This window comes from Plesiomonas sp. PI-19, assembly GCF_021368255.1.
Classification (GTDB): domain Bacteria; phylum Pseudomonadota; class Gammaproteobacteria; order Enterobacterales; family CAMTGL01; genus Plesiomonas; species Plesiomonas shigelloides.
In genome coordinates, this window is sequence record NZ_JAJNMQ010000001.1 from 2,312,041 (window position 1) to 2,331,086 (window position 19,046).

The 19,046-nt window shown below is 49.7% G+C and carries 11 protein-coding genes and 21 tRNA genes; 24 read left to right on the top strand and 8 right to left on the bottom strand.

Features of this window, described 5'->3' with window-relative positions; translation table 11 throughout:
• Positions 1–134: 134 nt before the first annotated feature.
• A complete protein-coding gene (locus tag LQ901_RS10235; RefSeq protein WP_230402873.1) occupies positions 135–1,037 on the bottom strand; it encodes an autotransporter domain-containing protein in 903 nt (300 codons plus the stop codon).
• Between the two features lie 552 nt (positions 1,038–1,589).
• Between LQ901_RS10235 and LQ901_RS10240 the strand changes: the two genes are divergently transcribed.
• The 3 genes from LQ901_RS10240 (at position 1,590) to nfsB (ending at position 3,999) form a co-directional block, all read left to right on the top strand.
• Complete coding sequence (locus tag LQ901_RS10240) at positions 1,590–1,931, top strand: DUF3302 domain-containing protein (RefSeq protein WP_064977328.1); 342 nt, start codon at positions 1,590–1,592, stop codon at positions 1,929–1,931.
• 18 nt (positions 1,932–1,949) lie between these two features.
• A complete protein-coding gene (locus LQ901_RS10245) occupies positions 1,950–3,086 on the top strand; it encodes an HlyD family secretion protein (RefSeq protein ID WP_064977327.1) in 1,137 nt (378 codons plus the stop codon).
• Between the two features lie 256 nt (positions 3,087–3,342).
• Positions 3,343–3,999 (top strand): oxygen-insensitive NAD(P)H nitroreductase, encoded by a 657-nt coding sequence (gene nfsB / locus LQ901_RS10250; RefSeq protein WP_064977326.1) that lies wholly within the window; start codon positions 3,343–3,345, stop codon positions 3,997–3,999.
• A 44-nt stretch (positions 4,000–4,043) separates the two neighbouring features.
• On the opposite strand, the gene LQ901_RS10255 is transcribed toward nfsB, so the two are convergent.
• Entirely contained in the window at positions 4,044–4,454 is a 411-nt protein-coding gene (locus tag LQ901_RS10255; protein WP_064977325.1) for a VOC family protein, read from the bottom strand.
• A gap of 190 nt (positions 4,455–4,644) precedes the next feature.
• On the opposite strand from LQ901_RS10255, the gene LQ901_RS10260 reads away from it, so the two are divergent.
• Positions 4,645–7,194, top strand: a complete 2,550-nt coding sequence (locus LQ901_RS10260) for a toxin-antitoxin system YwqK family antitoxin (RefSeq protein WP_167550120.1) — start codon at positions 4,645–4,647, stop codon at positions 7,192–7,194.
• A gap of 159 nt (positions 7,195–7,353) precedes the next feature.
• On the opposite strand, the gene LQ901_RS10265 is transcribed toward LQ901_RS10260, so the two are convergent.
• Positions 7,354–9,069: an NAD-dependent malic enzyme gene (locus LQ901_RS10265; RefSeq protein WP_064977323.1), complete on the bottom strand. Its 1,716-nt coding sequence runs from the start codon at positions 9,067–9,069 to the stop codon at positions 7,354–7,356.
• Positions 9,070–10,053: 984 nt separating this feature from the next.
• Between LQ901_RS10265 and cadA the strand changes: the two genes are divergently transcribed.
• Complete coding sequence (cadA, locus tag LQ901_RS10270) at positions 10,054–12,189, top strand: lysine decarboxylase (protein ID WP_010862326.1); 2,136 nt, start codon at positions 10,054–10,056, stop codon at positions 12,187–12,189.
• 490 nt (positions 12,190–12,679) lie between these two features.
• Here cadA and LQ901_RS10275 read toward each other — a convergent pair.
• The 5 genes from LQ901_RS10275 to gltX all read right to left on the bottom strand — a co-directional run bounded on the left by LQ901_RS10275 (position 12,680) and on the right by gltX (position 14,910).
• Positions 12,680–12,755, bottom strand: a tRNA-Ala gene (locus tag LQ901_RS10275).
• Positions 12,756–12,807: 52 nt separating this feature from the next.
• A tRNA-Ala gene (locus tag LQ901_RS10280) sits at positions 12,808–12,883 on the bottom strand.
• A gap of 30 nt (positions 12,884–12,913) precedes the next feature.
• Positions 12,914–12,989, bottom strand: a tRNA-Ala gene (locus LQ901_RS10285).
• Between the two features lie 78 nt (positions 12,990–13,067).
• A tRNA-Ala gene (locus LQ901_RS10290) sits at positions 13,068–13,143 on the bottom strand.
• Between the two features lie 357 nt (positions 13,144–13,500).
• A complete protein-coding gene (gene gltX / locus LQ901_RS10295) occupies positions 13,501–14,910 on the bottom strand; it encodes a glutamate--tRNA ligase (RefSeq protein WP_064977322.1) in 1,410 nt (469 codons plus the stop codon).
• Between the two features lie 371 nt (positions 14,911–15,281).
• On the opposite strand from gltX, the gene LQ901_RS10300 reads away from it, so the two are divergent.
• The 19 genes from LQ901_RS10300 (at position 15,282) to LQ901_RS10390 (ending at position 18,867) form a co-directional block, all read left to right on the top strand.
• A tRNA-Val gene (locus LQ901_RS10300) sits at positions 15,282–15,357 on the top strand.
• Between the two features lie 42 nt (positions 15,358–15,399).
• Positions 15,400–15,475, top strand: a tRNA-Lys gene (locus tag LQ901_RS10305).
• Between the two features lie 37 nt (positions 15,476–15,512).
• Positions 15,513–15,588, top strand: a tRNA-Val gene (locus LQ901_RS10310).
• A 126-nt stretch (positions 15,589–15,714) separates the two neighbouring features.
• Positions 15,715–15,790, top strand: a tRNA-Lys gene (locus LQ901_RS10315).
• Positions 15,791–15,827: 37 nt separating this feature from the next.
• A tRNA-Val gene (locus LQ901_RS10320) sits at positions 15,828–15,903 on the top strand.
• 77 nt (positions 15,904–15,980) lie between these two features.
• Positions 15,981–16,056 (top strand) — tRNA-Lys (locus tag LQ901_RS10325).
• A gap of 37 nt (positions 16,057–16,093) precedes the next feature.
• A tRNA-Val gene (locus LQ901_RS10330) sits at positions 16,094–16,169 on the top strand.
• 77 nt (positions 16,170–16,246) lie between these two features.
• A tRNA-Lys gene (locus LQ901_RS10335) sits at positions 16,247–16,322 on the top strand.
• A 37-nt stretch (positions 16,323–16,359) separates the two neighbouring features.
• A tRNA-Val gene (locus LQ901_RS10340) sits at positions 16,360–16,435 on the top strand.
• A gap of 77 nt (positions 16,436–16,512) precedes the next feature.
• Positions 16,513–16,588, top strand: a tRNA-Lys gene (locus LQ901_RS10345).
• Positions 16,589–16,625: 37 nt separating this feature from the next.
• Positions 16,626–16,701, top strand: a tRNA-Val gene (locus tag LQ901_RS10350).
• Positions 16,702–16,778: 77 nt separating this feature from the next.
• Positions 16,779–16,854: transfer RNA gene (locus LQ901_RS10355), tRNA-Lys, on the top strand.
• A 37-nt stretch (positions 16,855–16,891) separates the two neighbouring features.
• A tRNA-Val gene (locus LQ901_RS10360) sits at positions 16,892–16,967 on the top strand.
• Positions 16,968–17,044: 77 nt separating this feature from the next.
• A tRNA-Lys gene (locus LQ901_RS10365) sits at positions 17,045–17,120 on the top strand.
• A gap of 37 nt (positions 17,121–17,157) precedes the next feature.
• Positions 17,158–17,233: transfer RNA gene (locus LQ901_RS10370), tRNA-Val, on the top strand.
• Between the two features lie 77 nt (positions 17,234–17,310).
• Positions 17,311–17,386 (top strand) — tRNA-Lys (locus LQ901_RS10375).
• A 35-nt stretch (positions 17,387–17,421) separates the two neighbouring features.
• Positions 17,422–17,497 (top strand) — tRNA-Val (locus LQ901_RS10380).
• 249 nt (positions 17,498–17,746) lie between these two features.
• The gene (locus LQ901_RS10385) at positions 17,747–17,953 is read left to right on the top strand and encodes a hypothetical protein (RefSeq protein ID WP_071849674.1); all 207 of its coding nucleotides are present in this window, start codon (positions 17,747–17,749) and stop codon (positions 17,951–17,953) included.
• Positions 17,954–18,138: 185 nt separating this feature from the next.
• The gene (locus LQ901_RS10390; protein ID WP_064977321.1) at positions 18,139–18,867 is read left to right on the top strand and encodes a DUF2057 domain-containing protein; all 729 of its coding nucleotides are present in this window, start codon (positions 18,139–18,141) and stop codon (positions 18,865–18,867) included.
• Positions 18,868–19,046: the final 179 nt, after the last annotated feature.

Below are 19,046 nucleotides of genomic sequence, written 5' to 3' on the forward strand. Positions count from 1 at the left end.
GAAAGTGTGAATCAGCTCCGTTTCTCAACCGCGTTCAGTGAGCCAGATCGGGTAATCGTTTACATTTGTCTTTCAAATGCCAATAAAGAGCAGACAAACAAAGGGTTAAACAGGGAAAAGAGACTGCCGAACAATCAGAAACTGACCGCCAATCCCAATGAATATCCGGTGGTGTTATCGCCGGTAATATAGCGCGCTACCAGCCGTGTGCGGGAGATCCAGATATCGTATTTGCTGGTATCAATTTCCATCCCCAAGCCAAACGAGGTCAGGTAATCAAACCCCAATGCCCCGCGCTGATCATCAAGAAATTCGGTATGCGCTGACTCCAACACCACCCGCACCGGGCGCTCAAAAAGGTGCATTCCGGTTGGGATACGGGTACGAAAATAGAGATTCAACTGCTCGGCCGACGCACCGCCGGCCACCGCACGGTCATCTTTTTGAAATGGCTCGAGACGGATGTTGGAGTAACGCGCTTCCACATCCATGTCATAGGCATCAGAGAAAAATTCATAATCCAACATTAACGAGCCGCCATAGCCATAAAAGCTCATACTGCCGCCATCTAGGAAAGCCAACTCTCGTCCGGTGCGATTTTCCAAAATCAGGCGACCTATCAACACATCACTGGCCACCGTGCCCAACGAAATGTTTAAGATTGGACGCAGCACCAAATGCTCACGCAAGGGAAAATCCCAACCCAATCCTCCAGCAGCCGAAAAGGCATTCCAACGAAACGGCACACTGCGCACCTCTTCACCCGAGGTGACGATAAAACGCGGATCATAACGGCTATAGCCCATAGTGCCTTCGGCATACAGCGGGAAATCGCTACTTAAAGTTGCGCCGCCACCAAACTGAGTCAGTCGCATGCCAACATCGTCATCATTCACATTACCGGACGCCACAGACAAATTGCTTGTCGTCACATCCGGCACGACCGTGAAGCTGAGCAAACTGGCGGCAGCGTTAATACGTTTTCGAACCAGCTCATCATTTTGCAACAATGACTGGGCATCACTCGGCGCGCTCAACAACCCGCTCCATACCATGCATAAAACACAACTTAACGTTATTTTGTTCATGCTATGCCTTACTTCATCCGTTAACTCTGATTGTCGCTTCGTTGAGAGTGCACTTACGCTAATACATTTATACGGTGCAATTTGTTATCTCATCGCATTGTAGAATATAGCTGTCATAAGAACGTTACAGCGACACTGAAAGAGCATTCATTTATTAGTGGCAATAAATGAATTAATAGACTACTCCTTCATTCACTGAATAAATAGATACCTAAAATACGCAACCAATCGACAAAGCACAGCATAACAACTTGAATTATCAACAAAACAATACTCATGATTTTGTATACCTTAAAATGAATAATTCATGTTGGCTAAGTACTTTTTTTGCTATAGTCCACTGCTTTTAAATAAGATGGAGCTATAAACAACGAGCAAATTGAACTTTCATCAATAAATGTCTATATCCAATATGCAGAAAATGAATGAATTACCACAAAACTAATTCACTGCATTAAATAATAGCAGCAAAAATTTCATAAATTATTTAAGGAGCTTCCTATGTTCCTCGATTATTTTGCTTTGGGGATCTTGGTTTTTGTGGTGCTCACCATATTTTACGGGGTGATCGTCATTCACGATATTCCTTACCACATCGCGCAAAAACGTAACCATCCACACCAAGATGCCATCCATGTTGCGGGCTGGGTCAGCCTGTTCACTCTGCACGTTTTATGGCCATTCTTATGGATTTGGGCCACCTTGTACCGCGAAGATCGCGGTTGGGGATTTGTGCAGCAAAAACTCGATGCTGAAGAAAACGAAATTCAACAACTCAAGGCCCGGCTTGCGGTACTCGAAGCCTCAGTAAAACCGGCCGAAACCCGCTCAAAAACCGAATAACAATCAGCAGGGAAACGTATGGATTTACTCATCATCCTGACCTATACCGCCTTTGCGTATGGGTGCTTTAAACTGTTTCGGATCCCCGTTAATAAATGGACGGTTCCGACTGCCATTTTGGGCGGAATTGTGATTGTCGGCGCGTTAGTGCTGACCATGAACTATAACCACCCTTACACCTATCGCGCGCAAAAAGCGGTGATTTCGGTACCGATCGTGCCGCAAGTCTCCGGCGTGGTCACCGAGGTTCTGGTGCAGTCTAATGATTGGATCAAAAAGGGCGATATTCTGTTTAAACTGGACCCCACCCGCTATCAAGCGCGTGTCGAGCGGCTGCAAGCGGATCTGGTCACCGTTAAACAACAAGTGTCGTCACTGCAAGCCAGTGTGCGTGAAGCCAATGCCAATGTCAGCCGCGCACAAGCCGATCGCGATAAAGCATTGCGCGACTCCGAGCGTTATTCTGGAGGCGGCAAGAAAGCTGTCAGCCCATTCTCCGAACAAGAGATCACCAATGCTCGGCAAAACTATTTAGCCCAAGAAGCGGTACTCGCCTCGGCGATTGCGGATCGCGAGCAGATCCAAGCACAACTCGATGGCATCATCAGCGGCGATAACTCACAAGTCGCCAGCCTGAAAGCCCAATTGGCAGAAGCCCGCTATAATCTAGACCAAACCATTATCCGCGCCCCAAGCGATGGCTATGTCACGCAAGTTTTATTGCAACCGGGCACCTATGCGGTAGCCATGCCGCTGCGACCGGTGATGGTCTTTATTCCAGCCCAAGACCGCCGCATCACCGCCGTCTTTCGGCAAAACTCATTTCTCAGCATAACACCGGGCGATGAAGCGGAGGCCGCATTTAACGGTATTCCCGGCAAAGTCTTCCCTGCTAAAGTGCTGAATGTTGCTCCGATCGTGCCAAACGGCAGTTATCAAGCCCAAGGCACGCTGCAAGGATTGACCTTTGACCCCTCGCGTGACGGTATTTACGTCACCTTGCTACTGGGGCCGGAAATCGACCAATACGCGCTGCCAGACGGGGTGAATGCGCAAGTGGCGATTTACTCCAAGCATTTCGAACACGTGGCCGTGATGCGTAAAGTGCTGCTACGCATGACCAGCTGGATGCACTACCTGTATCTGGATCACTGATAATCACCGCGATTGGAGAGCATCGGCTTTTCCTGTACCAATAATTGGGCGTGTTCATAACGACACGCCCATAACCTGATTCTCAAGTGCCTATTTCTTCAAACTCAACGCGTTACAACAACCCCACCTATACGACACACACCTTGTTGCATAAAGCACGTGCCGTCCGCCGTTATCCCTTTTATGATAGCCAGAACCAAGATCCGTCCTACCCAGAAAGCGGACTGAATGTGACGAAAAATGAAGGAAAAATAGCATGAATATCGTTGATGCAGCGCAAACCCGTTATTCCACCAAAGCGTTCGATGACACTCGTAAAATCAGCGATAACGATGTCGAATCGCTGATGGCCTTATTGCGCTTAAGCCCATCCAGTGTCAACCTGCAACCTTGGCATTTTGTGATTGCAGGCACCGACAATGCCAAACGCCGTCTGGCCAAAGGCACCCAAGACCTATACAGCTTTAACGAAGCCAAAGTGATGAATGCCTCACACGTGGTACTGTTTTGCGCTCGCACTGGAGTCGACCATGCTTATCTTGAGCACCTGATTGCCACCGAAGAGCGCGATGGCCGCTTTGCCGATCCAGCGATTAAAACCCTGAGCCACAATGCGCGCTCGTTGTTCGTCAACATGCACCGCTATGACCTCAAAGATCTGCAACATTGGATGGAAAAGCAGGTTTACCTGAATATGGGAACCTTGCTGCTGGGCGCTGCCGCGCTGGGCATTGATGCCGTGCCAATTGAAGGCTGTGATACCCGCATTTTGGATCAAGAGCTGAACCTGCGTGAGCAAGGCTTTACTGCAGTGGCAATGGTCGCGCTAGGATATCGCAAAGAGTCTGACTTTAACGCCAAACTGCCAAAATCGCGCCTGCCTGAAACCGAGATTTTTACCGTACTGGCGTAAAACCAGCCTTACGGCAGTTCATCGCAGCTCAAAACCATCCGGCGTTACGACGCCGGATTTAACTGCAATAAATCCCATTTATTGCCGTACAGATCCTGAAACACCACCACGGTGCCGTACGCTTCTTCCCGTGGCGCTTCACAAAACGATACCCCAGCCTGCTGCATCGTGTGGTAATCACGCCAAAAATCATCGGTCTGTAAAAATAAAAAGACCCGTCCACCGCTTTGATTTCCTATCGCCGCAACTTGCTGCTCGCCGACAGCCTTGGCTAGCAACAGCTGTGTCCCTTGCTGGCCGCGCGGTGCGACCAGTACCCAACGTTTACCTCCACCAAGTGGCGTATCTTCTGTCAGGATAAATCCCAGTTTTTCGGTATAAAAGGCGATCGCCTCATCATAATCGCGTACCACCAGCGCCACTTTGCCGATCATCTGCTGTCCTTCCACGCTCATTTTGGGGTCTCCTTCAATCTGTGGTGTACCGCCATCACGTTCTGGATGACGCCAACTGTTTTGCTTGCACTGCAATTGTATAATGAAAGATGCGGTGATATGGCTAGATCTAGATATGGTTCGATAATGCTGCCACCGCTACCGACGCTATCGCGCACCCATTGTCTACAATGCGATGCGCGGTGATTACATGGATTTTACTCTGCGCTCAGGCTACCCGATGCTCTTTCAATCCCTTGACGCTTCATCTAAAAATGTGATGACTCCCCGCGCCGCTCTGCGTGGTCTGACGGTCACAATACTGGCAACATTACTCAGCACCAGCGTAGCGCAGGCCACGCCATCCACCGCCGTCATCCCAACCGATCCCCCCGCCAGCAAAACAGACGCTGCGGATACTACAGCTCACCAACCCGCATTTCCCAACATCAGCACTCTGCTCGCGCAAGGCACGCTGGTGCACGGCCCGCTGCCGCTATTGAATAATGTGTATGACAAAGCCGAGCAAACAAAGCGCGATCTGCGCTTCTATCTGTTTGAGAATGCGGTATATCCGGTGACGTTTCCCTATGGTGATAAACACCCGTCTGAAGCCAAGATTTGGGATCGCTTAGACAACTTAGCCTCCTCTTCGCCCATCAAGGCGGTGTTCTATACCGATCTGGATACCGGCGGGGAAGACGAAGTCATTGTGATGTATGAAGATGCCACCGGACAACGCCTGCGCGCTTACGGTAAAAATGAGGCTACTTTAGCCGAAGGCGATTGGCTAACCCCGCCGCCACCTTCCGCCAATGTGCAAGTGCCACTCACGCGCCTGCAACCGCTGCTGGATACGCTAGCGCCAACCATCAAGCCCTTTACCGTAAACCAGACTCGGCGCGCCCTACTCGCCGTTCCTCCCCAGTTGTATCAGGCACGTTATGACGACAGAGCACTGACCGACCCACTGCTGCTCGCACTGCTGCACGGTCCATTACTGGCCAAAGCGAAAGTGCAGGCGGTTTTCGATGAAAATGGCTTTGCCCTGTTTCGCCCGCGGTCAGCGGACTCGACCAATACGCCTGTGGTGTTAAGTCAGCTAGGAGCGCGTGAAATGGGTCAAGTGCAGACCATTTTGCTGACCGTTCCCGAGCACACACGCCCAGCAGCGCCGGCAACGAATACAACCACAACAGATAAGCCTGCACCGGCCTCACCCTACGTGCTTACCGCGTTGCTACGTCGCCAAAACGTATCTTGTGGCAGTAATTTTCAGTCGTTTATTCTCACTGAAATGCGCTATCAGCAGGCGGATAGCCTGCAGCAAAACCCCGATGAGATTGAGGAAACCTTACTCGATGGCGAGCAGGTGCGTTTCATCGCCCAGCAATGTGAGCTTCGCCCTGAGCGCGTGGCGCATTTTCAACAAGGAATACGCCACGGCCAATGGCAAACGTGGGATCATGACTACGTATTGCTGCTCGAGCAAGGAGAGTACGTACAAGGTCAACGGCAAGGCGAGTGGAAACTGGGCCGCCGCCAGCCTTTTCCACCCATCTATACCTCCAACAACCTCTGGCAAGGTCGCTATCTGAATGACCAGCCGCAAGGCCTGTGGAAGCAAACCTTGATTTATCATGAGTCGATACGTGGCCGAGATACCCCCTTCGCCGGAGGAGAAAAGCACTACCAGAACGGCGTCTTGCATGGCGCTTATCAATCCTACCGCTTAGTCATGGGCAAAGATGCGAACGGGGAAAATCAAGTCCAACTGCAGCTATCAGAGCAAGGTCAACGGGTAAATGGTAACTATGAAGGCGTATGGCGCTCAGGTCTGGCTGACGGCGGTTATACCGATACCCAGTACCAAAACAGCCAAGTCAACGGCGAACAGCGCGAATACGATGCCGAGCAGCGTTTGCTCCGCATCTCCCATCTTCAAGGCGTGGAGCGTCAAGGGGAGGAGCAGCTCTTTTACCCGTCCGGACAGCTTAAAGAAATTAGCCACTATCAGAACAATGCGCGCACCGGCGCACAACTGATGTATCACCCCAACGGGCAACTGGCTCAGGTGCGTCACTGGCAGCCACTCCCGGTACCGGAAAACCCCAAACTCTGCCGCGGCTTTAGCTGCCTGCAAGATAAAGATAAGCCCAACTCGCTGCTCGAAGGCGAACAACGCGACTATGACGCACAAGGTCAACTGGTCAATGTCGAATATTATCAGACTGGTCAACGCAATGGCCCCAGCTACAGTTTCAGTGGAGCGCGCCTCACCAGCAGCAACCTGTATCGTAACGATCGCAATGACGGCGCCATCAGCCGCTACCTGACCGATACAAAATCCGCCCCAGCACAGGGCGAGCGGCTGATCAGCTACAATGACGCGCAAGACAACGTGCCTATCGGGCCGCTGTGGCTATTTGCCGCCGATGGCAGCTTGAGCGCCCTCGAACAAGGTTGTCGTCAGCGTAATGACCAATCAGATCCCGAAGCAGTATATAGCCTACCCGCTGCGTGGCGTAACGCCACGGCACGCTGCGCGAGCCAATACCGATTTAGCCCAACCGGTCAGCTAAACCGGCTGCGCTACGCCGATGATACGGCGAACGTGCAGTACGAAGTGCTGTATGACCCACAGGGAAACTGGCTCAGTCTGGCACAACCGCTGCCTGATGGAGAACAGCGTCTGCATCTGCGCCGCCAACCGGACGGCAGCATCACACAAAGCCACAGTCCGCTCTACGAGAGCTTATAGTGGAGATAAAAAAAACCGCTGTCGTTAGGTAACGGCAGCGGCGGGAAAGGTTCTCCACAAACAAGCAGTGGATGGAGCTGATAAGGAAACGCACACTGTCTGTACCGCCCAGCTCACAACCACTCCGGTACAGACAGCGTTTAACTCTTACTCCGCCAGTTACACGCGGCGATACGGCAGATACATCGGCGCCCACATACAAGCTTCAATGTGCTGCATCAGATCTTTGCCGTTTAGCGGATGCTGCGGATCATTGCGGACAATCTCTTTTAAGATCTCCGATGCTACATGCACCGAAATTCGGCGCAGTTCACTGATCCGCGGATACACCGTACCGCGCGCCAGATCGGAAGGCTCTACGCACTCGGCCAAAGCAAAAGCGGCGGTGGTAAAGATATCCGGTGAGATCTCGCGAATTTGGCTCACAATTGCCGCAAGGCCAACTCCCGGGAAGATAAACACGTTGTTACCCTGCCCAATGCGGTACGACTCGCCTTGATACTGCACATCTTTGAACGGGCTACCGGTCGCCACAATCGCCTGACCTTCGCTCCAACGGAAAATATCCTCCGGCAACGCCTCGCAATTACTGGTCGGGTTCGACAGCGGGAAAATCATTGGCCGTGCACAATGCTCCATCATCTGACGAATATGCGCCTCTTTAAACGCGCCGCCCGAGCCACTGGTACCCAGTAGCACCGTCACCGGCACATGGGTCAACACATCCATCAAATTAGCTTTGCCCGGCTCTTCAGTACGCCACATTTCCAGCAGCGCGCCCGGCTTGGCATAGCGGCGCTTGTACTCATCCAGATTATCGCGGTTATCACACACCAAGCCTTGCGTATCGAGAATATAGATGCGATCCCGCGCCGCCTGCGGCTCTAACCCTTCACGCAGCATACCGGCATAAATCTGATCCGCGACGCCAACCCCGCCAGCTCCAGCGCCATACACCAGATAATTTTGCTGGCCTAAGCTCTCGCCTTTACTGCGCACCGCGCCGATGATCCCCGCCAGCACTACCGCTCCGGTGCCCTGAATATCATCATTAAATGAGGGCAATTCCTGCTGATAGCGGCTTAAGTTATTAAAGGCATTCGATTTACTGAAATCTTCCCACTGCAATACTGCATTAGGGAAATGTACCTTCACCTGACGTACAAACTTCTCAATAAACGCGTCGTACTCCTGACCGCGAATCCGCTTATGGGGCTGTCCCAAATACATAGGATCGTCGAGCAGAGCCTGATTATCGGTACCCACATCCAGCGTGATCGGTAAGCAACAAGCAGGGTGGATCCCCGCCGCCAAGGTGTACAGTGACAACTTGCCAATCGGGATCCCCATCCCGCCGACCCCTTGGTCACCGATCCCCAAAATGCCTTGGCTATCGGTCACCACAATAATCTTGATGGTTTTGCCGTTAAAATGGCGCGCCATGTTCCCCATGTTGTCCACGTTTTCCGGCGTAATAAACAACCCGCGCGGCTTTTGGTAACGGTGGCTAAACTCCTGACAAGCTTTGCCCACCGTAGGGGTGTAGATAATCGGCGTCATCTGCTCCACATGCTGAGAAAGCAGCGCGTAGAACAACGTTTCGTTACGGTCTTGCAGCGAGCGCAAAAAGATATACTTTTCGATATCGGTCGAGGCGCTTTCAAACCCCTGATACACCCGCTCAATCTGATCATCAAACATCTGCACCTGAGGTGGCAACAGGCCGTCTAGCTCAAAATCGGCCCGCTCCTGCTCACTAAACGCTGTCCCCTTATTCAGGTTACGGTCATTGAGCAAATCCATGCCGGTCAATGAAACCGGCCGGAATTCATTACCTTCGGAGTCTTTCCAGCGTAAATACTTACCTGTAGCCATAGCCTCTCCCTTTTCCCCAGTGCCGAGCCGGTGAAAACACCGCGCCCGTGTTACCCGAACTCAACGTATTATGACAATTGCAGACGCTCTTACCCCGCAAGCAACCTCACCGTAGCGTACAGCCGACCGTGCAGAGCCATTGCTAATCTAATGATATTCCTGTGGAAAAGGTTATTTTGTGACCAGAGGCAAACTCCGCTGACTGGCAAGCGCATAAAGCGTGAATCGCCCCGCAACCTGCTAAGTAACGGCTTGCAGGGAATATCACTGCGTTTCCTGCGCGAAAAAATAATGGGATGAAAAAGCCAATACCTTAAAAAGGCACCGATTAAAGTAGATAAGGATACAAACACTTAAAAATAAAATGCAAAACAGCGAATATTATTTGAACGCAAAGTTATTTCAACGAGAAACTATTGGCGCAGTATTTTATATCCACTACGCCTCTCGCCTTGAAAAATCCGTGACACAATTCACAGCCAGCGTAAAAACAGCAGAGAATAATAAGATTGCAAAACATGACTAATAACCGCATTTATTTTTCAAATGTAATAACTTTCATTTTGTGACTCACACGTAATTATGGCGCAACCCACTGATAATTATTCACTATCAAGCATGATGCGCGCATAATTGTAACTGCAATAGGTTATAGTGAAATATCAGACACACCCTCTCACAACCGCCCCTATGGGCAGTACACACTTGGCGGCGTATATTAACGGCGTTCATAAAATCAAGAACACACGAGTTTGATAACGGTTTTATTTCCTCGTTCGGACATGGCTTGTTTATAAATAAAATCGACCAGCCATAACGCTGAGCGAGCAAAATAAAAACCGGCATATGAAAATGCGTACACAGCATCAAAATATACTGACCAGGTTAATTTATTTTTAACTCATCGTGATGGAGTCAATTCATCACTGAGTCAACGTGTACCCTAATATCTTGACAAAAACGTTCTATACGTGAGGATCAAGCATGAATATTATTGCTGTAATGAGTGAGCGTGGTGCATTCTTCAAAGAAGAACCACTGCGTCAGCTGCAGGACACCCTTGAACAAAAGGGATTTGAAGTCGTCCTGCCATCAGATCGCGAAGATTTGATTAAGCTTTTGGAAAATAACCCGCGCATTTGCGGTGTGATTTTTGACTGGGATCTGTACAGCTTAGAGCTGTGCGCTGAAATCAGCCAACTGAATGAACACCTGCCGGTTTACGCTTTTGCCAATACTCACTCAACACTGGATGTCAGCCTCAACGACCTGCGCCTGAACGTCACGTTCTTTGAGTATGCGTTAGATACCGCAGCGGATATTGCGCTGAAAATTGAGCAAAAAACTGATGAATACATCAACACTATTCTGCCACCGCTGACCAAAGCGCTGTTCAAATATGTTGATGAAGGCAAATACACCTTCTGTACCCCAGGCCACATGGGCGGTACCGCGTTCCAAAAATCCCCTGTCGGTAGCCTGTTCTATGACTTCTTCGGTGAAAACACCATGAAGTCTGACATTTCTATCTCCGTCAGCGAGCTGGGCTCTTTGCTGGATCACTCCGGTCCGCACAAAGAGGCCGAAGAGTACATCGCCAAAGTCTTCAACGCTGAGCGCAGCTACATCGTTACTAACGGTACGTCCACCGCCAACAAAATTGTTGGTATGTACTCCTCACCGGCCGGTAGCACCGTACTGATTGACCGTAACTGCCACAAATCACTGACTCACCTGTTGATGATGAACAATGTGGTGCCGGTTTATCTGCGTCCAACCCGTAACGCCTACGGTATTCTGGGTGGGATCCCGAAAAGCGAATTCATGCACAGCACCATTGAGCAGAAGGTAAAAGAAGCGCCGAATGCCCAGTGGCCGGTCCATGCGGTCGTAACCAACTCCACCTATGATGGCCTGTTCTACAACACCGACTTCATCAAGCAAAATCTGGACGTCAAATCCATCCATTTTGACTCTGCATGGGTGCCTTATACCAACTTTGACCCGATCTACAAAGGCAAATGCGGTATGAGCGGTGACCGTGTACCGGGTAAAGTGATTTACGAAACCCAGTCCACTCACAAACTGCTGGCTGCCTTCTCACAAGCCTCGATGATCCACATTAAAGGTGATGTGAACGAAGAGACCTTCAACGAAGCCTTCATGATGCACACCTCAACATCACCGTTGTACAGCATCGTCGCTTCCGCTGAAATGTCTGCGGCCATGATGAAGGGCAACAGCGGTCGTCGCATGATCCGTGGCTCTATCGAGCGCGCCATCCGCTTCCGTAAAGAGATCAAGCGTCTGAACAAAGAGTCTGACGGCTGGTTCTTTGACGTATGGCAACCTGACAACATCGACAGCATCGAATGCTGGAACTTGGATCCGAAAGCCAAATGGCACGGCTTCAAAGATGTCGACAGCGACCATATGTATCTGGACCCAATCAAAGTCACCATTCTGACTCCGGGCCTGAACAAAGACGGTCAACTGGAAAGCACCGGTATCCCAGCGGCACTGGTGGCCAAGTATCTGGACCAACACGGCATCATCGTGGAAAAAACCGGTCCATACAGCATGCTGTTCCTGTTCAGCATCGGTATCGACAAAACCAAAGCACTTAGCCTGCTGCGTGCACTGACCGACTTCAAACGCGGTTATGATCTGAACCTGAAGATCAAAAACATCCTGCCAAGCCTGTACCAAGAAGATCCGGAATTCTACGCCGACATGCGTATCCAAGATCTGGCGGCTGGGATCCACAAACTGATTTGCCAGCACAAACTGCCAGATTTGATGTTCAGCGCCTTCGAAGTTCTGCCGAAGATGATCATGACACCGCACGAAGCCTTCCAAGAAGAGCTGCGCGGTAACGTGGAAGAGTGCTATCTGGATGAAGCGGTTGGCCGCATCAACGCGAACATGATCCTGCCATACCCACCAGGTGTGCCTCTGGTAATGCCAGGTGAAATGATCACCGAAGAAAGCCGCCCAGTGCTGGACTTCCTGCAGATGCTGTGCGAAATCGGCGCCCACTTCCCAGGCTTTGAAACCGACATCCACGGCGCTTATGCGCAAGCCGATGGCCGTTATACCGTTAAAGTCATCAAAAAATAACGGACACTGCTGCATGATGCATTAAGTCAATGCGATTGCAGAAACTGTCTCCAACCTCAAAGGCGTGGTTTATCCGCGCCTTTGCACGTTATCTCCCGCCGTTTTCAGCGCAGAAAATGGGGGACAGAAAACCTGTATTGCGATAGCCACCTCACCACCAAACGCCCAGTATGCTCTCTCAGACGCTCAAAGTGCTTCAGGCAAGGTTAATGCCATCAACGCCCCAAAACGTCCATCTCAGCAAGCTCTGTGCGCCTGCTGCGCTATAATCATACGCAGATAGCAGATAGCAGATAGCAGATAGCAGATAGCAGATAGCAGATAGCAGATAGCAGATAGCAGATAGCAGATAGCAGATAGCAGATAGCAGATAGCAGATAGCAGATAGCAGATAGCAGATAGCAGATAGCAGCTTATGCGAGAAAAAGTTTAGGGAAAATTAAGATTAATACGAAGGATTGAGAGAAGATAGAATTGTGAGAGCGAAATTTGGTGGAGCTAAGCGGGATCGAACCGCTGACCTCTTGCATGCCATGCAAGCGCTCTCCCAGCTGAGCTATAGCCCCATCATAAAGAAAGGTCGTGCGAGTTACTCTGATAATGAATCTGTGGTGATGATGGTGGAGCTAAGCGGGATCGAACCGCTGACCTCTTGCATGCCATGCAAGCGCTCTCCCAGCTGAGCTATAGCCCCAATCAAAACACATCACAGACTCTGAAAAGATGGTGGAGCTAAGCGGGATCGAACCGCTGACCTCCTGCGTGCAAAGCAGGCGCTCTCCCAGCTGAGCTATAGCCCCATCGCTATATCAGAGTGCTTAACTTAACATCATCGGTATGGGTACCGATAATGCTGCGAATCCTATACGTAAGACAGATGGTGGAGCTAAGCGGGATCGAACCGCTGACCTCTTGCATGCCATGCAAGCGCTCTCCCAGCTGAGCTATAGCCCCGTTACCTGACTCATGTAACAGAATCGCTGTAAGCGAGGCGAATAATAGGCATGCCGCCGCAGACTGTCAATACTATTCCCATGACTCTCTAGCTAAGTGCGCAAAAACTCAACACTTCAGCCGCGATTCTGGAAAAAATTGCCTCTATACCCAAACGACTTGACGTTGCAGGTAGGCGGCCAGTGAGTGAATTCCCATGAGCATAGGCAAACTATGTGATTGGGGTGAACGAACGTAGTCAACACCGCTGCAACTTCAAGTAGGAAAGGTATATTCGCCCATAAAAAAAGCAAGGCCATCACAGCCTTGCTTTTCCTTTTTACGCCTCGCTCGCCTTAGCTGGCGATAACGTGCGATTTACTGCGCCGCACGCGCCGCGATATACGCCAGCGCCATATCGATACGCGCTAATACGCGCTCACGACCAATGGCATGCACGGTGGCATCCACAGATGGCGACTGACCCGCACCGGTCACCGCGACACGCAGTGGCATACCAATTTTGCCCATGCCAATTTCCAGCGCATCGGCAGTGGCTTGGATAGCGGTATGAATCGCCTCAACATTCCACTCCACTTCCGCCAGACGAGCACGCACCGCTTCCAATGGCGCTTGCGCGACCGGACGCAGATGTTTTTTCGCCGCATCTTCATCAAACGCAGCAAAATCTTCGAAGAAGTAACGGCTAGCCGCTGCCATCTCTTTCAGTGTCTTGCAACGCTCGCCCAGCAACTTAACGATATCCGTCAGCACCGGACCATTTTCGGTGTTGATCCCTTGATCTTGCATATGCCACGCCAAGTACTCAGCAACACGCGCAGGATCAGCATGGTTGATATAGTGATGGTTCAGCCATAGCAGCTTATCGGTGTTAAACGCACTGGCTGATTTGCTTACCGCATCCAGCGAGAACAACTGCTCCATCTCAGCAATCGAGAAGATCTCCTGATCGCCATGGGACCAACCCAGACGCACCAGATAGTTCAGCAGCGCTTCTGGCAGGTAACCGTCATCACGGTACTGCATCACGCTCACCGCACCATGACGCTTAGACAGCTTCTTACCATCATCACCCAAGATCATCGATACGTGGGCATACTCAGGTACCGGCGCACCCAGCGCTTTCAGAATGTTGATCTGACGCGGCGTGTTGTTGATATGGTCTTCACCACGGATAACATGCGTGATCTCCATATCCCAGTCATCCACAACCACACAGAAGTTGTAAGTTGGCGAACCATCGGTACGGCGGATAATCAGGTCATCCAGCTCTTGGTTGCTAAATTCAATCGGACCACGGATCAGATCGTTAAAAATCACTGAGCCTTCTTGTGGGTTACGGAAACGCACCACATGCGGCTCATCCGGGGTATGATTATGCGCGTGATCGCGGCAGCAACCATCGTAACGTGGTTTCTCTTTCTTCTCTTCCTGCTCAGCACGCAGCGCTTCCAAACGCTCCTTAGAGCAATAGCAACGGTATGCGGTACCGGCTTCCAACATCTCATCGATGATGGCGTTGTAACGGTCAAAACGCTTGGTCTGATAATACGGGCCTTCATCCCAGCCCAGATCCAGCCAGTTCATCCCATCCATAATGGCATCGATGGCTTCCTGAGTAGAACGCTCCAGATCGGTATCTTCAATCCGCAGAACAAACTCACCGCCCATACGACGGGCATATAACCAAGAGTAAAGAGCGGTACGGGCACCACCCACATGCAGATAACCGGTAGGACTTGGCGCAAAACGCGTTTTAATTTTCATGGTGAATCCAGGCCTTTGCTAAAGCTGTAGATATAAGCAGGTATAAAATTCTGTCAGTAGTTACCGGCGTGATACCTCACATCACAACGCCACTACACACAGCACTCACAGCACACCGTCATGGTTTAACCTGCAAAACGCTATATATAGAGAAGAGCACACCGAATAAAACTGAAAAGTGGCGCTTATTTTAGCACTCCCCCCAGAATGCACCAAGGTAACTAACGCGTTGCAGGCTAAAGCGATGCAAAAAAAGTCATTTTGTGGAAAAATAAATCAAATAGCTTGTTTTTACGACGGACGTACAGTTTGGCTAAAAAAACCGTTGACTCTCAACGCTTAGCCCCTATAATGCGGCCCTCGTTGACGGCGGGCGATTAGCTCAGCTGGGAGAGCACCTCCCTTACAAGGAGGGGGTCACTGGTTCGAACCCGGTATCGCCCACCATACTTTCGCCGTCACGAAAACCTGATTATTCAGGTACTGGATGGGTCGTTAGCTCAGTCGGTAGAGCAGTTGACTTTTAATCAATTGGTCGCAGGTTCGAATCCTGCACGACCCACCATTCTTTCTCTGTAGACTCTGTCGCAGATTAAGTCCCAGGGCGATTAGCTCAGCTGGGAGAGCACCTCCCTTACAAGGAGGGGGTCACTGGTTCGAACCCGGTATCGCCCACCACTTCCTTTGTTAAAAGGAAGTCGTTAACTGAGATGTTTATCGAATAATAAACGATACATCAGTTAACGAATTAAAACTTGCTAAGTCTTTAAGTTTGCAGTGTACTGCACTTTTAGAGCGTAGGATGGGTCGTTAGCTCAGTCGGTAGAGCAGTTGACTTTTAATCAATTGGTCGCAGGTTCGAATCCTGCACGACCCACCATTCTTTCTCTGTAGACTCTGTCGCAGATTAAGTCCCAGGGCGATTAGCTCAGCTGGGAGAGCACCTCCCTTACAAGGAGGGGGTCACTGGTTCGAACCCGGTATCGCCCACCATATTCTCCTTCTCACGAAGGAAAACCTGATGATTACGTGAAACACCGTACTCCTCAGTTAAAAATGTGTTTTAGGATGGGTCGTTAGCTCAGTCGGTAGAGCAGTTGACTTTTAATCAATTGGTCGCAGGTTCGAATCCTGCACGACCCACCATTCTTTCTCTGTAGACTCTGTCGCAGATTAAGTCCCAGGGCGATTAGCTCAGCTGGGAGAGCACCTCCCTTACAAGGAGGGGGTCACTGGTTCGAACCCGGTATCGCCCACCATATTCTCCTTCTCACGAAGGAAAACCTGATGATTACGTGAAACACCGTACTCCTCAGTTAAAAATGTGTTTTAGGATGGGTCGTTAGCTCAGTCGGTAGAGCAGTTGACTTTTAATCAATTGGTCGCAGGTTCGAATCCTGCACGACCCACCATTCTTTCTCTGTAGACTCTGTCGCAGATTAAGTCCCAGGGCGATTAGCTCAGCTGGGAGAGCACCTCCCTTACAAGGAGGGGGTCACTGGTTCGAACCCGGTATCGCCCACCATATTCTCCTTCTCACGAAGGAAAACCTGATGATTACGTGAAACACCGTACTCCTCAGTTAAAAATGTGTTTTAGGATGGGTCGTTAGCTCAGTCGGTAGAGCAGTTGACTTTTAATCAATTGGTCGCAGGTTCGAATCCTGCACGACCCACCATTCTTTCTCTGTAGACTCTGTCGCAGATTAAGTCCCAGGGCGATTAGCTCAGCTGGGAGAGCACCTCCCTTACAAGGAGGGGGTCACTGGTTCGAACCCGGTATCGCCCACCATATTCTCCTTCTCACGAAGGAAAACCTGATGATTACGTGAAACACCGTACTCCTCAGTTAAAAATGTGTTTTAGGATGGGTCGTTAGCTCAGTCGGTAGAGCAGTTGACTTTTAATCAATTGGTCGCAGGTTCGAATCCTGCACGACCCACCATTCTTTCTCTGTAGACTCTGTCGCAGATTAAGTCCCAGGGCGATTAGCTCAGCTGGGAGAGCACCTCCCTTACAAGGAGGGGGTCACTGGTTCGAACCCGGTATCGCCCACCATATTCTCCTTCTCACGAAGGAAAACCTGATGATTACGTGAAACACCGTACTCCTCAGTTAAAAATGTGTTTTAGGATGGGTCGTTAGCTCAGTCGGTAGAGCAGTTGACTTTTAATCAATTGGTCGCAGGTTCGAATCCTGCACGACCCACCATTCTTTCTCTGTAGACTCTGTCGCAGATTAAGTCCCAGGGCGATTAGCTCAGCTGGGAGAGCACCTCCCTTACAAGGAGGGGGTCACTGGTTCGAACCCGGTATCGCCCACCATATTCTCCTTCTCACGAAGGAAAACCTGATGATTGCGTGAAATACCGTACTCCTCAGTTAAAAATGTGTTTTAGGATGGGTCGTTAGCTCAGTCGGTAGAGCAGTTGACTTTTAATCAATTGGTCGCAGGTTCGAATCCTGCACGACCCACCATCTTTTACTGCTATACTTTGGCAGCGAAAATCCCAGGGCGATTAGCTCAGCTGGGAGAGCACCTCCCTTACAAGGAGGGGGTCACTGGTTCGAACCCGGTATCGCCCACCATATTTCTGTCGATAAACATCATTTGCATATTCATTTGTATGGTTATCGAATAAAAAAAGCGCCTAATTAGGCGCTTTTTTGTATGCAAACCCAACCGATTGATCTCCAAGTCAAATCTTAATGTGAACCAAAAAATAACGCTTCAACGTGGAAATTTTGTTATCCACCTCTATATTTGTAACTGTAACGACATGTACGTGAACACGCAAACACAACATTTGTCACATATACGCGATAGAGGTCATTCACATGAAACGGGTAATTGCACTTACATTACTGCTAGCATCAGGGCTTAGTTCTACGGCATTTGCTTTTACTCTTGCAGGAACGCCAACTTACTTTCCTGAAGCGGCATTACAGCATTGCGCTACAGCAAATAATCTTTTTGTCTGCTTAGATAATTTTGCTCGATTTAATCCTGAAAAGGTCATCCCACCGCAAAAAAACACCAATTGATGGATCATACTCACCGATAAAAGGATCCGTCGGTGAGTATGCGCTCAGTCAAGCATTTTATTGAACAGAACCCCTATAGATTTCCGTTATTTGCGCCAGCATCCATAATTACTCGCAACCCCTATTATCTAAAACAAGCTGATCGTTACAATAACAAGGCCACTTCGTCTAAATAGGAACGATCAATGTTAATTCGCAAAACATTGCTATGCACCCTTATTGGTGTAAGCAGTCTTACTGCACAAGCAGCAGTCAATCTTGAGCTTCCACCTTCGCTGGTTATGATTATGGTGAATGGAGAAGAAGCGACTCCTGACATGCTCAAAGCTCAGCTAAAAAGCCCTACTTTTGTTCTGCCTGATGGCGAAAACCAGATCGTTTTCCGTTATGAAAATATGGTCAGAAATTCAGGTGGGTATGAAAAATTCGTATCCGATGCTTATATCGTAAAGTTCGATGCCTCGAATCAGAATTTAAAACTGGATATTCCTAAAATTGAAAATCGGGATGAGGCGCTACTCTTTGCTAAAAAGCAAAACTATACCATTAACAATATCGCGAACAATGCCCCAATCGCGATAGCTAAAGATGTGCTCATGAGCGGCGGATTCCAGTTTGTTCGCGATTTTGACAAAGAGCTCTATAAATATAATCAACAGAACAAGCCTGCTAGCCTACCAAGCATCAACGTCAAAATGGCTAATCTGCTCGGCGAGCATACCGGATCCTCGCAGCCAACAGCTGCTCTAGCATCCACAGTGGTAGCTACCACTGCGCCAGTACAAGCCTCAGCACCGGCAACAACAGCCGTATCGAATAATAAAAACATTGAACAGCTACAGCAATTATTTAATCAATACGATAGCGAAACACAAAAGAAATTCATCAGTTGGGCGGTACAAAACATCAAATAACCTTCATAAAAAGCCTTCTTTGCAAGGCTTTTTATTTCCCCTGATTAACGATTACCTGTCGTTCTCCCCCACTTACATCCAATCTGTTATAACTCACCGCCCCATGCCGTATCTGATGTAATGGCTTAATTAATTTTAATACTCGCACGGATATATTTTATCCAAAAAGAAAAGGCAAG

Coding starts and splice junctions, on each gene's coding strand:
- cadA (WP_010862326.1), top strand. CDS start 10,054: ATGAATATTATTGCTGTAATGAGTGAGCGTGGTGCATTCTTCAAAGAA.
- LQ901_RS10385 (WP_071849674.1), top strand. CDS start 17,747: ATGAAACGGGTAATTGCACTTACATTACTGCTAGCATCAGGGCTTAGT.
- LQ901_RS10265 (WP_064977323.1), bottom strand. CDS start 9,069: ATGGCTACAGGTAAGTATTTACGCTGGAAAGACTCCGAAGGTAATGAA.
- LQ901_RS10240 (WP_064977328.1), top strand. CDS start 1,590: ATGTTCCTCGATTATTTTGCTTTGGGGATCTTGGTTTTTGTGGTGCTC.
- LQ901_RS10260 (WP_167550120.1), top strand. CDS start 4,645: ATGGATTTTACTCTGCGCTCAGGCTACCCGATGCTCTTTCAATCCCTT.
- LQ901_RS10390 (WP_064977321.1), top strand. CDS start 18,139: ATGTTAATTCGCAAAACATTGCTATGCACCCTTATTGGTGTAAGCAGT.
- gltX (WP_064977322.1), bottom strand. CDS start 14,910: ATGAAAATTAAAACGCGTTTTGCGCCAAGTCCTACCGGTTATCTGCAT.
- nfsB (WP_064977326.1), top strand. CDS start 3,343: ATGAATATCGTTGATGCAGCGCAAACCCGTTATTCCACCAAAGCGTTC.
- LQ901_RS10245 (WP_064977327.1), top strand. CDS start 1,950: ATGGATTTACTCATCATCCTGACCTATACCGCCTTTGCGTATGGGTGC.
- LQ901_RS10255 (WP_064977325.1), bottom strand. CDS start 4,454: ATGAGCGTGGAAGGACAGCAGATGATCGGCAAAGTGGCGCTGGTGGTA.